16 protein-coding genes and 3 pseudogenes are annotated in these 15,005 nt (G+C 34.8%); 1 reads left to right on the forward strand and 18 read right to left on the reverse strand.

The window, feature by feature from the left end:
* Positions 1 to 101 precede the first annotated feature (101 nt).
* The 9 genes and pseudogenes from OR571_RS22975 to OR571_RS16140 all read right to left on the reverse strand — a co-directional run bounded on the left by OR571_RS22975 (position 102) and on the right by OR571_RS16140 (position 6,634).
* Positions 102 to 1,516 (reverse strand): annotated as a pseudogene (locus OR571_RS22975) (YfcC family protein).
* A gap of 939 nt (positions 1,517 to 2,455) precedes the next feature.
* Entirely contained in the window at positions 2,456 to 2,869 is a 414-nt protein-coding gene (locus OR571_RS16105) for a DUF6892 domain-containing protein (RefSeq protein WP_282244138.1), read from the reverse strand.
* Between the two features lie 83 nt (positions 2,870 to 2,952).
* On the reverse strand, positions 2,953 to 3,258 hold the full coding sequence (locus OR571_RS16110; protein ID WP_282244140.1) for a hypothetical protein: 306 nt from the start codon (positions 3,256 to 3,258) through the stop codon (positions 2,953 to 2,955).
* Positions 3,259 to 3,260: 2 nt separating this feature from the next.
* Positions 3,261 to 3,734: an NUDIX hydrolase gene (locus OR571_RS16115; RefSeq protein WP_282244142.1), complete on the reverse strand. Its 474-nt coding sequence runs from the start codon at positions 3,732 to 3,734 to the stop codon at positions 3,261 to 3,263.
* Between the two features lie 181 nt (positions 3,735 to 3,915).
* Positions 3,916 to 4,476 (reverse strand): signal peptidase I, encoded by a 561-nt coding sequence (gene lepB, locus OR571_RS16120; RefSeq protein ID WP_282244226.1) that lies wholly within the window; start codon positions 4,474 to 4,476, stop codon positions 3,916 to 3,918.
* A 78-nt stretch (positions 4,477 to 4,554) separates the two neighbouring features.
* Complete coding sequence (locus OR571_RS16125) at positions 4,555 to 4,854, reverse strand: hypothetical protein (protein WP_282244144.1); 300 nt, start codon at positions 4,852 to 4,854, stop codon at positions 4,555 to 4,557.
* 252 nt (positions 4,855 to 5,106) lie between these two features.
* The gene (locus OR571_RS16130) at positions 5,107 to 5,688 is read right to left on the reverse strand and encodes a hypothetical protein (protein WP_282244146.1); all 582 of its coding nucleotides are present in this window, start codon (positions 5,686 to 5,688) and stop codon (positions 5,107 to 5,109) included.
* Positions 5,689 to 5,799: 111 nt separating this feature from the next.
* The gene (locus OR571_RS16135) at positions 5,800 to 6,129 is read right to left on the reverse strand and encodes a low molecular weight protein tyrosine phosphatase family protein (RefSeq protein ID WP_282244228.1); all 330 of its coding nucleotides are present in this window, start codon (positions 6,127 to 6,129) and stop codon (positions 5,800 to 5,802) included.
* A gap of 67 nt (positions 6,130 to 6,196) precedes the next feature.
* Positions 6,197 to 6,634 carry a VOC family protein gene (locus tag OR571_RS16140; protein ID WP_282244148.1) on the reverse strand — a complete coding sequence of 146 codons (438 nt, stop codon included), beginning with the start codon at positions 6,632 to 6,634 and terminating at the stop codon, positions 6,197 to 6,199.
* 290 nt (positions 6,635 to 6,924) lie between these two features.
* Between OR571_RS16140 and OR571_RS16145 the strand changes: the two genes are divergently transcribed.
* Positions 6,925 to 7,098 (forward strand): hypothetical protein, encoded by a 174-nt coding sequence (locus tag OR571_RS16145; protein ID WP_282244150.1) that lies wholly within the window; start codon positions 6,925 to 6,927, stop codon positions 7,096 to 7,098.
* 236 nt (positions 7,099 to 7,334) lie between these two features.
* Here the strand turns inward: OR571_RS16145 and OR571_RS16150 are convergent, their stop codons facing one another.
* The 9 genes and pseudogenes from OR571_RS16150 to OR571_RS16190 form a co-directional block, all read right to left on the reverse strand.
* Positions 7,335 to 7,568 (reverse strand): cyclase, encoded by a 234-nt coding sequence (locus OR571_RS16150; protein ID WP_282244152.1) that lies wholly within the window; start codon positions 7,566 to 7,568, stop codon positions 7,335 to 7,337.
* A 678-nt stretch (positions 7,569 to 8,246) separates the two neighbouring features.
* Positions 8,247 to 9,011, reverse strand: coding sequence for a VOC family protein (locus OR571_RS16155; RefSeq protein ID WP_282244154.1), 765 nt, complete (start codon positions 9,009 to 9,011; stop codon positions 8,247 to 8,249).
* Between the two features lie 53 nt (positions 9,012 to 9,064).
* A complete protein-coding gene (locus OR571_RS16160; protein WP_282244156.1) occupies positions 9,065 to 9,610 on the reverse strand; it encodes a PadR family transcriptional regulator in 546 nt (181 codons plus the stop codon).
* Between the two features lie 875 nt (positions 9,611 to 10,485).
* Positions 10,486 to 10,974: pseudogene (locus tag OR571_RS16165) on the reverse strand (PhzF family phenazine biosynthesis isomerase); the annotation flags it as partial.
* A 362-nt stretch (positions 10,975 to 11,336) separates the two neighbouring features.
* Positions 11,337 to 11,756, reverse strand: a pseudogene (locus OR571_RS16170) (PhzF family phenazine biosynthesis protein); the annotation flags it as partial.
* A gap of 493 nt (positions 11,757 to 12,249) precedes the next feature.
* Positions 12,250 to 12,417 (reverse strand): hypothetical protein, encoded by a 168-nt coding sequence (locus OR571_RS16175; protein ID WP_282244158.1) that lies wholly within the window; start codon positions 12,415 to 12,417, stop codon positions 12,250 to 12,252.
* Between the two features lie 35 nt (positions 12,418 to 12,452).
* The gene (locus OR571_RS16180; RefSeq protein ID WP_282244160.1) at positions 12,453 to 12,575 is read right to left on the reverse strand and encodes a hypothetical protein; all 123 of its coding nucleotides are present in this window, start codon (positions 12,573 to 12,575) and stop codon (positions 12,453 to 12,455) included.
* A 1,100-nt stretch (positions 12,576 to 13,675) separates the two neighbouring features.
* Positions 13,676 to 14,017, reverse strand: coding sequence for a GNAT family N-acetyltransferase (locus tag OR571_RS16185; protein WP_481900400.1), 342 nt, complete (start codon positions 14,015 to 14,017; stop codon positions 13,676 to 13,678).
* The gene (locus OR571_RS16190) at positions 13,936 to 14,445 is read right to left on the reverse strand and encodes a GNAT family N-acetyltransferase (protein ID WP_282244164.1); all 510 of its coding nucleotides are present in this window, start codon (positions 14,443 to 14,445) and stop codon (positions 13,936 to 13,938) included. The genes OR571_RS16185 and OR571_RS16190 overlap by 82 nt, the downstream gene beginning before the upstream one ends.
* Positions 14,446 to 15,005: the final 560 nt, after the last annotated feature.

Below are 15,005 nucleotides of genomic sequence, written 5' to 3' on the forward strand. Positions count from 1 at the left end.
ACGAATGGAAAAGGGGTTAATCCGATAACTATGCTTTGACAGAAATTATAAGATGGAAAAGAAATGGATATAAGCTTTTTTCTTATTCAAATCTAATGCTCTCAGCCTGTATATTGAATCATTTGAGCGATAACTAAAGTGACAACGCCAATTCCTGAAAATACAAGGAATAGTGGCATATAGAAACGAATCCATTTCTGCCAGGAAACGCCGGCGATAACGAGTGCAGCCATAAAGTAACCAGATGTAGGGAATAGAATATGGGCAAAGCCGTCTCCGAGCTGGAATGCAAGAACAGCTGTCTGTCTAGTCACACCGATAATGTCTGCAAGTGGCCCCATAATCGGCATCGTTACTAAGGCCTGTCCACTTCCAGAAGGGATGATAAAGTTAATAGTCAACTGGACTAAATACATTCCTACTGCACCGAGCACAGATGGCATTTCACCGACTAGGGATCCCAGGTTGTAAACGATCGTATCCATAATTTGACCGTCTTCAAGCACAACAGCGACAGACCGGGCAAGGCCAATAATAATGGCTCCCATAAGCACATCACGGAATCCTTCCGTAAAGGCATTAGAAATCTGAGTTGCGTTAAGTCCAGCAATCAGGCCGACTACAATTCCCATAAAGATAAACAGACCTGCCATCTCTACCATGAACCAGCCGAGCTTAAGCACACCAAACACTAACATCCCAAGGAAAAGAAGAGCAACAACCGAAGCGTATTTTTGTCTTGTGTTCATACTTTTCGCTTCAATTTTTTCTTTCTGCTTGTACAGTTTTCTTTTTTCTTGGTCATCCTCATACACATAGCTGTTTAAAGGATTCTTCTGTACATTTTTGCATAGCGCATGATGAAATAGATGCCGACTGATATACAGACAACAAAAAGAATGAGACGCATTTCTATTCCTGAAAAAACCGGAATACCTACAATTTTTTGCGATAACCCAACGTTGATCGGGTTTAAAATCCCAGTAGTAAATCCGACTACCGTACCGACTAGAGCAATCGCAGCAGCCACAATGGAATCGTATCCTAACGCAATAATTAATGGCATAATAACAGGTATGTATACTAACGAAAGTTCAGGTGTTCCGATTAAAGTTGCTCCAATCGCAAATACGATGGTTAAAATCGGAATAAGTAAAATACTATTTTGGGCAAAACGGTTGGCCAGCCTGTCTACAACTACTTCAATGATTCCAGTTGTCTTCAGTACCATAAACATACCACCGATAATAAACGTGAAAAATACAATTTCCCCCGCATCAATCAGTCCACGTGGAATAACAGTAAGGAAATCAGCTATACCAATTGGTGCAGATTCCACATAGGAAAATGAGTTCGGATCAATCGCTGTTCTTCCTTCAGGACCTGGCACACGCTCAAACTCACCTGCTGGAATAAAGTAAGTCGAAATGGCTGCAAGCGCACTGAAAATAAATAGAATGACATAAATATGCGGAAGCTGAAACTTCTTCTTTTTGATATTTGTTTCCTTTTCCATTTGTAACCTCCAATAAGTTAATTTTTTACAGACATATGACTAGATTGTTTGCTAATCAAACCATCAGCCTGCATTAAATGCTTATTATACTAGGTTATCACGCTTGTGTCGCTAGACCATTTAGCCAATAAAGAGTAGCCATATTGTTAATGACAAACAACAGAAAATTCTGATTTGTTAACCCTGCACAACCTTATGTGCACTATTGTCTTTTAATTAAGTTAATTCTCTTTTGTGAAATAATTTAGAATAAAAAAAGCTGCCCCCTTTGGATTTTATTAATCTGAAAGAACCAGCGTCTCATACTAAATGAAAATGTAAGATCAGAAAGGATTTTTGTAATTCCTTTATCATATTTTTTATATTCATCTGGTGAATCATCTTCAGCACTCCATAGTACCGTGTAAACAATCACTCTCTTGTGGAAGTCAAATCAATTCATATTTTCCAAAAACATCTTCATATCCGCTTACCCTAAATAAAAGTCTCCCCGTGTTATCAATTCCTTTTATCTCCAAAATAACTACCACTTTACTTGTTTTATAAGATGCTAAATAAGCAAGACTCTCAACATTCGCTTTGGTTTTGTTGATGGGATAATGTAAGTATAAACTTCTATCATTACCCGTGTCGTTTATTTGGTAATTATAAAGACTCGTGGATTCTCCAGGCTCTAATACATTAATCGTCCCTACATCCTAATGTACAAGATTGCGATCAAACGCAAAATAGAAGTTTAAATCCGTTATTGGTTGTTCACTTGAATTATAAACTTCGATCGTCACTCCATTTTCGTACTTTAAAAATTCTCCTTGCTTAACCCATCTCAATAATATGTAGAATCCGAACAAAATCAGAAAAAAGAAACAATAGCGATTAATGAGTACTTCAGTGTTTTTTTCATTTTTTTCTCTCCCTGCTACAATAGCTCTACCCTCATTAATACATAATTTCAATCCCTGCTTGCTTGAATGGCTCTAACACTTCTGGATAACACATCGAGATATAATCCACAGTATTCAAATTTATTAGATGTTGAAATCCTTCAATGGATGTTACATCAAATAAACTATCCTCACCATCCCAATCTGGTTTTAGGATATGATAAATTTCATTACCCCCATCGAAGCAGAGGTACTCAATCTTGTCCAAGTCACTTGTTTCCAAAGTCAACTCTTCTAGATATTCCTTGATTTCAACTATGGGTCCTTCTCCACAATACCATTCAAAGCTGTTTGTATACTTATTTTGTAAGTCCGTTAATTCCCCTAAAAATAGTGGCTCTTTCTCTAGTAAAGCCTCAATTACTACTAATTTAAAATTAAAATCTTTGAACAATCCGCTGTTATCCATTATCCATCCTCCAATTTTGCTTTATATTATTAACTGATTCGAAATAGAATAAGGCCATCTATTACAAGCTTCATCTTCATGCATTATCTCGCTTGCGTCATATACCAGTTGTATGCATCCTGATCTAATTTATCTAAAGAGTAACTATTAATCTCTTCCATTTTGCAATATGGTTTTCCATAGGTACCATAACCACAGATGCAATTATTCATAACTGAAACACTTGTTAGTAAATAGACGATCCCTTCCTCAGTATATAAGGCATAGGTTACCGATTCTGTTTTGTGCTGCTTAAAGAGCAATATTTCCTTTAGTGATATTTCATATTTCTTATACTTAAAAATTTGATATGGATTGTTAGGGTTTTCTTCTTTTATGAAATATTTCATACTTACCTCCGTGCTATTGTTGAAGTCTTCATGAGTTTTACTATCCCATCTATGTACTCAAATTGGTAATCGCCTTCTTTTGCTAATAGAACAGGTAAATACTGAGTTACCATTTCAGCAATCCCTAGGTTATTCGGGTGCATGATCCATTCAATTTCTTTCCAATCGAGAATTCCTTCTCTTGTTTTTTGTATAGGTTCATTTCCTAACGTCTCATTTACTTCGAATAAGTACACATGTAATCCCTCTTTTTCCTCATCACTTTTACTCCATGTGATTACACACTTTGAATAATATTCGTTTACTTTAATGCCTGTTTCTTCGAATACTTCCCGTTTTGCACCTTCATCAGCACATTCTCCCGCTTCATATTTACCCCCAACGCCGTTCCACACGCCCATTATTGGGGGCTTTTCACGATTCAACATTAAGATTCGCTCATTACTCTTTAAAAAACATACATTGTATTTAAACACGAAATCATCCCCACACTTTAATTATTAGACCTAACTTTAGCAAATCCATAGTGTATAAATGAGATTGGTTATTCCTTTGAAGTTAACTCCAAAAAGAAGCCAATTGATAATTTCTACCAACTGACTATACTAGAGTTTTTACATTTTCAATTCATGATTGTCGGTTTACGGATTTACTTGGTCATTTTATTAACTTAAAATTATCTAAAGGAAAGTAAACCATATTTGCAGTCCCTAAAACTTTTTCCATCGATACAAATCCAACTCGAGTGTCTCTGCTATCTGTACTATAACGGCGATTATCTCCTAGTACAAAAAAGTATCCAGCCGGCACGGTTAATTCACCTAGATTTTCTTCTAAAGTAAAGTCTTCCGTAAGGGTACCACTGTCTATCAAAGCGTTTTTATATTCTTCTAAGTAAGGTTCCTCATACTTCTTACCATTAATAGAAAGTTCATCGTTTTCGTAAGCGATGCGGTCACCAGGAATACCAATAATACGTTTAATATAATTTGTATCTTCCTTTGCTTCAAATACAATCACATCGAATCGCTTATACTCCGTCAATCTTGGCCTAATTTTGTTCACTACTACCTTGTCACCATCTTCAAACGTCGGCATCATAGAAGCACCATCAACCACAATAGGTGTTAATATAAAAAATCGAACTCCCCAGACAAATAAGATAGCAATCCCTATTGCTTTCACCCATTCCAATAATTCACTCTTTTCTTTCGTTATCGTCATGTCCAATGCCCCTTTTTCTATTAGAATAATTCTTTTACATAAGTCCTTCGACATAATGGTCATTTTACTTAGTTAAAATATGAAACTAAGAACTGGTGGTAATAATAAGAGGCTAATCGAACTGAAAATCAGTACTTGAGAAAATCTTTTCGGTAGTTTTTCTCTGCCTTTCCCTTTATACCATCCGCTAAATTGCCATTTATTTCTGTACAGTACAAATATGAGAATAAAAACAGCGGTGAAACCCATCCAACCAAATTTTTCTGTATTAATGCCTATTTCTAAATATATATTTGACAAAAGACCACCTAATATTGTACCAACAATAGCAAATAAGACGATAATTCGTATTAACTCTAATAAGACTCTCATAATTCCTCCAAACTGTTATCATTTTCAAAACCGTTCCATTGAACGAATTACTTCTTTTTTATAAGTGCCCAAGCAAATAAAACCCAAAGTATGATAGCACAAAAAGTTAAAAAAAACTTTAAAATAACAAGCCCAAATAAAATCATCAAAAATACAATCAAACTAAATAAAACTGCTAGAAATAAAGACGCTCTAAAAGACTAGCTATAATTTTCACCTCACCTATTCCATTTAAATGGATTTTCTAACCAATCATTCATCATCATCAATTTTATGCCACTTTAAATCCTCGGGAATATGTACCTGACTAACGTTTTTGGGAAGACCATAATAAAAAACAGCTTTCCCCTCTTCATTAAATGCAGTTGCATTTAACGATTCCACTTGTTCGCTAAATGAAAATAAGAACGAGATACGCTCTCCTTTTTGAATTGCTTTTCTTTCTATATCAGGTTCTACACCCGCCACTATATATGCAACTTCCCTCTCATTAGAGATGACACTTAACAATGTGGCTGCTTCATCTTCTCCTGTGAAGCTAAAAATGCTTACAGTTTGAATTTCATCTGCACTGATTGGTACGTTGGTAGATACCCGGCTTCTATGTAATAATCCATGTTTTTCAGATAAGACTGTTTGAAATACCTCTTCATTATCATTCTTAAATAAAAATAAAGTAGATTTACCTGTATCATATTCTTCCACTAACTCCGCATCTTTTAATAGAAAGGAATTACCTTTTGCAGCACTTAATGCAGTAAACCTGTATCCACTAAAGATAAAAAGCACAATGATTATAACAAGTAACGGTAGAATCCTTATCCATTTTTTCATAGTATATAATCCCCTTTTTTCTCTCTTTTCTTATCCAACTAACCTGATGCTTTAGCTGAATAAAAATAGTTACAAAACGACCCTAACTCCTAAATTCAATATTCATGAATGCTACTCCGGAACAATAATATATTCTCCCACTCTAGCTTTCAAAATTTCAATTAACTCTTCGTCCATATATTCATAATCGTCTGGGATGTCTAAGTTCCAAATCTTTTTATTATGAAGCAGAGAACCGAACCTGTCTTTTAATCGTCTTAAATGCTTTTTTTCCATCACAAATATAATGTCAGCCCATCCAATGTGTCCGTTCGTAACCTTAATCCGAGCTGCAGCCTCTGTTCCTGCTGATCTCACATCATAGCCATTAAATTGATGAAATACCTTTTCCGCTGTTGGACTTCGCCATTTGTTTTTACTGCATATAAACAGGATTTTAATATTGATCACCTCAAACAAAAAATTAGAAAGTAACAAAGAGTCCTACTATCATTTTAATTGACATTACTTATTTTATTTCCTCAGACAACTCCAAAATAATTCCCTCAGGGCCATGAACGTAGCATAATTTATAACTTTCCTCATATCGCTGTATGCCACTAAAGATTTCCGTACCCTTTTTTTCTAATTTGGCAAGAACAGCTTCCATATCTTCAACAGTAAATGCAATATGTCTGATACCCAGCGTATTTGCAAAGGTTTGCTGAATACCTTTTTCATCTGACGGTGCATAAAATTGGATTAGTTCTATCCATGTCTGACCGTCTGGCATTCCCAATCCAACACACGCTACTTTAGCGTCGGTAAGCCCAACAGCATATCCCATCAAGTCCCCTTCCATCTCCCATTCCCCCTTCACCTCAAGTCCAAAATCGAGAAAAAACTCTTTAGCGGAAGAGAGATCATTTACGATTACACCTACATGATCTATTCTTTGGATTTTCAAATTTCATACCTCCTATATTCCTGTTTATAATTATTCATCTTGCCCCGTTTCTTTCATACGTTTGAAACGATTTGAAGTTCCTCTTTTAAGTAAACATCTCATTTATAATTACCAATAATATATTTACTTGTTCAAATTACCTGCTTTTTTAGTTAAATAAACAAAAAGGCTTTACTCCTTCTTGAAGTAAAGCACTCGTTAAATTTTCATCAAAACTTGTTGATAAAAAGAACTTTGTAATTATCCATACTAGAGATATAATTATAGAAATAATCGGAGGAGGAATTAAAATGAAACAACCAGCTCTCCATCAATGGCATAGAAATCATCATAAACGAAGAGCAGTATTTCATAAAAACCACGAAATAGAAATACAACGTGGTGAAAATGGGAAAGGTTTGTTAGCCAAATGGGAAAGATTATTTTATAACAAAGTCATTTCTCCTCTAAAGAATGCACAATGATACTTATTGATTGAACTGTCCTTTTGGCACAGTTCTTTTTTCTCGTTTGAGTCAAATGCGACATAAAAACTCCCATTTTCTTCTTTAACTTAACTACCAATACAACCTCGTTCCTCTAAGCACCCATTAATTGAACAAGAAAAGCCACCTTATATGGAACTCAATCATCAACCCTTTTCTAAAATTTATCTTTCCCGTTCAAAAGGATCCTTGGGTCTCTTACATTTTGCTTGAGGTTATTGCTCAGAATTCTCATCAGCAGGTCTTCGTTTATGTTTTTCATTAATTATTTTTTTGTTAAGTATCCTGACTTCACCAACCATTAGCAACCTCATATCCTCTACAATATACTTAGCTAACTCTTCGTCAGAAATGTCAACTCCATCAATATCAAGACGAAATTCCTGCCCTTGTATTCCTCCACCATTAGTAAAATCAATTTCAAAGTCGAATTGAACTCTTTTATCCAATTTTAATCCACCTCATGTTAGTTTTGGATTGTTCATTTTATACATATTCTATAGAAATGAAAAAATAACCTCCTGAACTAAACTGCCATGTTTGCAATTTCGTTGTATCTTTAGTTACTTTGTTTAAGTCGCTTTATATATCCAAGATTGCCTCAAAAATGTGCGCTTTTTCTGGTTCACCTATTTCTCGATACTGAACATATAAGAAAGATCCAGCCCGATCTAGTTCTACAATCCTCCAGGTTTACGTTTAATAGGTATCATCAGTTCATATTTACGAGTATACTCTTTATACCGCCGACAAAAGCTAATGTATGAGTATGGAAACATATTTGATTGTCGAGATTTTTCTACTTACTCACGATGGCAGAGCTGAAGGGTAACATTCTTTTTCATTAGTTCTTTATGGAGATAATTCCAGTTTATCGGGCAATAACCTCGTTCAAAGATTTGTCTTTCAGGATACACAGGCTCAAATAACCACTCATTTTCCATTTCATCTGTTAACTCATTAATTCCTTAAGCTTTTGAACGCTTAATAATCTCGATAATCGTGCACCTAGTATGACAAGGGAAGATTCAATTGTCCGTTAAGACATTTGATCAAAATGCAGTTGTATTATTTTTCTCTGGTCAGACATGGAAATGGTCTCCTTTATAGGAAAGTCATATAAATCCCTAAAAATTCAATATTCTTAGGTTTTCTATTAGTAACGGGGGTAGTATTTTGCCCTTAGAATCAAGTAGCACGCGTGTTTCAATAATATCACTATTATAAAAATGGATTGATTGACCATTTTTAAGTGGAATATCAATTTGATTGGAATCTTTACTAATGCAGTGGAATACTTTTTTTAACCATTCGAAGTCTCGATTTGTAAATGGTCCGAAAAATTCAACTGACTTTATTCCATCGATACCCTTTGTATTACTGTTTGGTACCATTCGCTGGCGCATTTTCTTTTCAATCTTTGGAGTATCGACCTGCTGAAACCCTAATTGAAATGGTACTGTATCAAAATAGGGGAGATATGCATTTTGCCACTTAGCAGAAAAGTTAATTAGATTATAAAAAAAGCGAAAACTAATTCTTTCAGGACCAGATATTCCAAGGCTACTCAATAATTCAGTAGTTTCTTCAATATTATTTGTTTTGAGAAATAGTCCAATGACACCTCTGTGACCAGAATTATACTTATCAACCCAGTCTTTGATCCAGCCACCACCGTCTTTCGATTTAATATGGATAAACTCGAAATATTCATCTCCTATCCATAAGTTCGAGGCTTTAAACCCTTTATTTTTTTTACCTTTGGAGGGTGTATAAGGCACCCCTACCTGATTAACTTCCTCAATAAATTGAACATCTTCTTGATATTTCTGATCGACATTCACTACAATGTGGTCGATAGAAAATGGATTTATTTTAGACATTTGTACCATATAGTCCTCCTTACATAGTCAACGTTGAATATGTTATTAAAAATAAAACCGATCTAATCGGAATTATTTCCTTTATTTATTACACCAATAACACTTTCAATCAACTGACTTTGCAACTCAATTGTTTTTATCATGTGATTGATCACAATTGAGGATAGTTCAGATAATTCGCCATTAGTCGCAATTTCTTTCTGTTTCTTTCCTGCAATAATTACTTTTTTTTCTGTATTCAAAGTGCTCATATTGTCCTGAAGTATTGAAATTGCAGACCGATTATCTAATTGATACGCAAAACCAATCCCTGAATATAAATCACCATTGTATTGAATAGGTGAGGATAGGGCATCTTTTATAAGTAATAATTTATAATCTTGTCCCTTTTGAGTAATTTTGTATTCAGAACGTTGCCGATTACCTGTCATTTCAACGCTTGAAATGATGATATATCCTTCCTTATCTAATTTTTTTATTGCATTATAAATAGAACCTGGTAATACGCCGCTCCACCGTTTGGCATCAGTATTTTCCAGTATTTGTTTCATCTCATAGCCTGACATGGGGCGTCGACTTAACAACTCAAGCACCAATAACTTAATCATTTTGTCGCTCCTATATTCAACGTGAATATATTATCGTTTAAACTTACCGATGATGTCAACCCTTTCAATCCTTTTACTTTCTGTAAACCAGTAAGAGGATCATTTGTATTTGTTCATTCACAAATCAGTGGTGTATTTGATGATATTTAGGAGAGTATAAAATGCTTGGCCTAGTGCAATCAACTGGTAATATTCAAACACCTTTTAGTACACAACAACTAATAACCACTATTGTCGTTATTATATGCTGCGGAAGCAATTCTTTTATTAAGATAGACTTTTAATCATAAGCCTCTTATTTTAAGGCTTCTTATATCAACAATTATAATTAAAGTGTCTCTTAACAGTCGAAAAATTGTGTATGAATATCAATTCAAATGTTCATAATGCCAATACACAGAACCGAAAGCAATTCTTAGGAAGCTCTGTGGATTTTGCGAATCTAGGTTCTGTTGTTTTTTCAGAAGAGGTGAAGCCCATGCATACAATGCTAATAATCGCCGTTATTAGTCTTCCATACATTGCCTTTATTTATCTTGTTTTTATTAAGACATATCGTAAGAAGAAATCTTGAACTTCAGTTGATACAAATAATCTACGTATTGTGTACTAAACACTTCTAATGTTTTTTATAGACTTCTCAGGTGATAAATTTTTTAAAACTAGCATTGATACGCTAATTCCAATGTATATATAGTTCCTTCGCTTAGGTGGTTTTCCTTCTGAATTTCAATTAAGCTTTTATTTATGTCAAATGTGACATAAAAACTCCCATTTTCTTTTTTAGCAAACCTGTTGCATTTGTTCAATAAGAAAAAAGCTTTACTCCTTCTTAAAGTAAAGCCCCTGTTAGTTTAACACTTTTAACCAAACTATTAGTTTTCTAATAAAACATCGAATTCTTTAACATAAACTGCATTCCCAGTAATCTCTATATCATATTTATCTTCATTGTTAGAAACTTGTACCATTACCCGACCATCTTTTTCAATTTCGTGACCTTGCTCAACTATTAGATTTAACTGTTCTTTAAAATTGTTATTTATGTATTTAGCATAAAATGCATCCATTACCCCTGAAGCTGTACCAGTAACTGCGTCTTCAATAGTAACTGAGTATGGTGACGAGAAGTGTCCAGCATGCATATCAGCATCAGAATCATAGGCTTCCAAACAAAAAGGATGAACTGATGATTTAGGCATTTCCTTTAAAATTTCAGGAAACTGCTTATTATTTGGTTTCATTTTTTTAAAAGTATCAAGTTGTTTTATCGGTACTAGAAGTGTCCAAATACCTGTACTTCCATAGAGTATCGGTAAATTAGCATGAAGGTCTGATTCTTTTAGACCTATAGAGATACTAAGATGTCCGCCATGATTTCCGCTCCAGGCGGACGCTTTCCGTGGGGCGAGCGGTGAGCCTCCTTCTCCGCTAACGCTACGTGCGGGGTCTCACCTGTCTCGCTAATCCCACAGGAGTCGTCTCCTTGCACTTCAATCAATAGAATTAAGTGCATCATGTCTTAGTAATTAGCAAACTCTACTGGATTGTAGCGAAAGGGTGGCGACTCCAACCGGAATAGCTTGAGCTGAAGACCCTGGACTGAGCGTTGCGAAGGAAGCGGCTGAAGCCAAGCCGGCGGAAAGCGCCCGGCCTACAGCGGAGATCCTGAGGACACTTTATTCACCCGCGCAGTATCTCTATAATGTGTGTTATTCGAGTTAAGTTGAACCGTTATTTTAATTGAACCTGTAAATTCCTTGAATTGAGGTGAAGCCTGTTTCATTGTTATAACTATTTCACTATCAACAGGAGTGTTAATTTTAATCGTTAGAATACCAGCGTTTGTTTCAATTGTTAACTTTGTTTTATCTCCCAATAACCCTTTACTTTTTAAAGCATAAACACATGCCATTGTTGCATGACCACATAAATTCATTTCATGCCCGGGTGTAAAAAATCGTATTCTAAGGTCCGCTACATCCGATTTAACTGGAAAAGCAGTCTCATTAAAGCCTACTCTGAAAGCAATTTCTTGCATTTCAGTATCAGTCAATTCATCACCATTTAACACTACTCCCTCAGGATTTCCTCGATTAGGTTCTTTACTAAACGCATCATAATGATAAACCTTTATCGACTTCACAACATTCCTCCATTAGGTCAATTTAGAACTCCTTAACATTTTACCGTTAATCACCAATTTCTTGTTCAACTAAACTACAACTTTAGTTGAAGTGTAACATTTCACAATGCATATCTGAGAACAACTTAAGCTCCAAAGACTCAAGGGGATATCTCCAATTCCTGCAAAAATCGTGTTAAAACGCGGGAACCTCTCACTTAATTATCGATATTTCTAATCAAAAAAATCTCTAGTGCGTACTCAAACGCGCTAGAGATCTATTCTTAGTTATGAATAGGTAATTGACTACTATCTATGAATCGACCTAATGACTTTCTAACGAACTAAGTGCAGAAACCTTAACAGGGATAAGCCTAGTCATCAGACCAGCGGCTTATGGCGAGAGGCGTCCCTAGCACCATAGCGAATTCAATGGGATTCTTTATCCCGTATTAACTGGCACCACTGATTAAAGGTTCACTTTATGTCAACTTATCGTTACCAATTCTGAAAGTTATTTTGAATTTTCGCGTGTAAAAAAACTCAAGACTCTTTTCAATAAAGATTTTTGGATTTTCTTTTTTCTAGATAGGTAGTTATGTCCTAATTTAGATCGTCTTGCTTCCTTTTCCAAATCAGCCATCCGTTGCTTTACATATTCTATATCGTTCATCGTAAACATTATTTTTCTCCTTAAGGAGAAGTCCAATTATATTGTTAAGGTGTGGCTAGCACCATTCCTGTTAGCCACTTTTCACCTAAATAGTGTGTTGGCGACTCCAATTTATTTTTACCTACAAATTTATTAATTTGCTTACCACTCTTTTTTGGTATCATCATTTTTGTTCCTCCTTCATTTATTATTTTTCCGATTAAACCAATAGCATCATTTTAGTCAACTGGGGTTTTTCTTCCCCAACCTGTGCTATCCACTTTCGAGAGATTCCTTTTTCAATAACTTTCTTCGCTGTTTTATGATCATCATCACCAGCACTCCTTTTCTTGTTATTTTGTTTATATATGCAACACGCACTGCGTGAAAACACCAAAGTTTTTAAAAATGCACACAAAAGAGCACACGCTTTTTTACATAAGCGTGTGCTCATAGAAAAAGAACGGCAAACATGCCGTCCGTATTAATTATTTACAAAAAAATAATTAGCGGTTGGGCACGAAATCACTATACGATTATTTTTTGAAGTTCTAACTGTAGTCATTTTCCGTACCTCCATTTCTAATTTAAATATCTTTCTACTATAGGATATCATTACTTATTTCTGAATGTCAACATCTTTCTGAATATTATGTATTACCTTAGGATATCTTCGTCCAAAGCTAAGTAGCTTCCGCAATGGAAAAAACTTATAAATCCTTTGAATGATATGTTAGTACGTCGATTATTATTACTTTGTTCTACACCAAAGTTTTAGAAGAAATCGGATTAAAGTCGATCAGTCATTCGACAATTGGCCGACGATTATCAGAGCTGAATACGTCCCATTTAAGATATTTACTCGGTCGTTTGGCGGCACATTATTGACGTTTAAAAAGGGACGCTAAAGGGTTGAATGAATGCCAACGTTGGTCTCCTTAAAACATTGATGGTACCTATATCAAGTTGCCTAATAACGCCGCAAATTGGACGGCAATCTCAAAAGATTCCTGTGGAATCAAGTTATATGTCTGAATTATCGTCGTTTCGCCCGATAGTGTCTTCCAGAAAAGATGATTCCATCTACGGGAAACACAGCTGATTCTGACGCAGTCAATCGCATTATCGACGCAGACGGCGCACTGTATAATATAAAAGTAATGGTTCTTTTCCCTATCCACCAACTTCCAATTCCCTCTCTAATGCAATGCCTTCTTATTGAAGTAAAGCACCCGTTAGTTGAGTAAAAATTCTTAATATTTACTTAACTAATATCCACCATAATGAACTATATTTTAATATAGACAGTATATTCTTTTGGATTATTAAACCCTAATTTACTACCTAAATTGATTGAAGCAACATTATCAGCATCACAATCCCAACGAGGTTGAATATTATGGGAAAGACAATAATCTATAAATTGTTCACCTACAATACTTGCTAACCCTTTTCCTCTGTAATTTGAGTCGGTTATTATATCTACTTCCGCATAATTACTTGATTTAAAAATGGAAACTCCTTCGCTGATAATCCTTTCTCCATCCTTCACACAAAAACCAATCCCATTTTGAAGAAAATTCTCCGTGGTATCCCAATATTCCTCATAATATTTTTTATCAAATTCCAATAATGTTCAATCAAATATTGATTAATTTTTGTTACAACATACTCACTAATATCGCTTCTTTTTCTATTTTTATATGCCACTAAATCAAAAGAGAAACCATAACGTTGTATTTTTCTTACTTTATTATCGAGGCATTTCTCAATTGCTTGATTCCAAGTAGTGTTAGTAGAAAATAATGTAAATCTTTTCCCTTGATTTACTGATTCCTCATGTACTCTAACTATGTTCTTAAGTAATAGCTCTTCGGATGATTGCCCTGTAACGTAATACAACCCTGAATCTGTTTTAATAAGCAATGCTTCATAATTAGTGGAATCTGCAAGTACAGTTCCTTTAATAATGTAATCTAAAACGCTAAATACAAATGTTGGTGCTTCTTTAATTTTCTCTTTAATGATATTAAAATGTTCTTTCGGCACTATAATCATTTCGTTAAACCTCCATCAAGTAGTTCTTTATTGGATTCCTTCTTAAACTAAACTGCCCCTTTAGTTCAATAAGAAAAAAGACTTTACGCCTCCTTGAAGTAAAACACCCGTTAGTTCAGTAAGAAACTTAGAACTGGTGGTAATAATATGCCAATCTATTTTCTTTACCCAACAAAGAACTGACATCGAAATTCTAATGAGAAGGATATCCTTTAGTCGAATATTTCTTCATCTCTGGTTGAAATAGCGCAATTCATAGTTCGAGAATTGCGCCCGATTGCTGAACACAAGTTAAACAACACTCTAAAACTAAACTGCCCCTTTAGTTCAATAAAAAAGGCTTTACCTCTTTTTGAAGTAGAGCACCCGTAGCTTAACAAGCAAATACTAATTTTCAACTATTTTGTTCTCTGTTCCATTTACAATTCTCTTTATATTTTGTCGATGTAGAATGAATATGGATACACTTATTAGGAGAGAAAGTGCTTCGATAACTTTATCTTCAAATTTAAGACTGTATATGAATAATGCTATATTAGCCAACATTGAACTTAGTGATT

Source organism: Psychrobacillus sp. NEAU-3TGS (genome assembly GCF_029955155.1).
Taxonomy (GTDB): domain Bacteria; phylum Bacillota; class Bacilli; order Bacillales_A; family Planococcaceae; genus Psychrobacillus.

Bases quoted from the DNA above. Each gene is read 5' to 3' on its own strand.
- OR571_RS16175 (WP_282244158.1), bottom strand. From the start codon at position 12,417: ATGTTTACGATGAACGATATAGAATATGTAAAGCAACGGATGGCTGAT.
- OR571_RS16160 (WP_282244156.1), bottom strand. From the start codon at position 9,610: ATGATTAAGTTATTGGTGCTTGAGTTGTTAAGTCGACGCCCCATGTCA.
- OR571_RS16180 (WP_282244160.1), bottom strand. From the start codon at position 12,575: ATGATGATACCAAAAAAGAGTGGTAAGCAAATTAATAAATTTGTAGGT.
- OR571_RS16110 (WP_282244140.1), bottom strand. From the start codon at position 3,258: ATGAAATATTTCATAAAAGAAGAAAACCCTAACAATCCATATCAAATT.
- OR571_RS16145 (WP_282244150.1), top strand. From the start codon at position 6,925: ATGAAACAACCAGCTCTCCATCAATGGCATAGAAATCATCATAAACGA.
- OR571_RS16125 (WP_282244144.1), bottom strand. From the start codon at position 4,854: ATGAGAGTCTTATTAGAGTTAATACGAATTATCGTCTTATTTGCTATT.
- OR571_RS16190 (WP_282244164.1), bottom strand. From the start codon at position 14,445: ATGATTATAGTGCCGAAAGAACATTTTAATATCATTAAAGAGAAAATT.
- OR571_RS16130 (WP_282244146.1), bottom strand. From the start codon at position 5,688: ATGAAAAAATGGATAAGGATTCTACCGTTACTTGTTATAATCATTGTG.
- OR571_RS16105 (WP_282244138.1), bottom strand. From the start codon at position 2,869: ATGGATAACAGCGGATTGTTCAAAGATTTTAATTTTAAATTAGTAGTA.
- OR571_RS16155 (WP_282244154.1), bottom strand. From the start codon at position 9,011: ATGGTACAAATGTCTAAAATAAATCCATTTTCTATCGACCACATTGTA.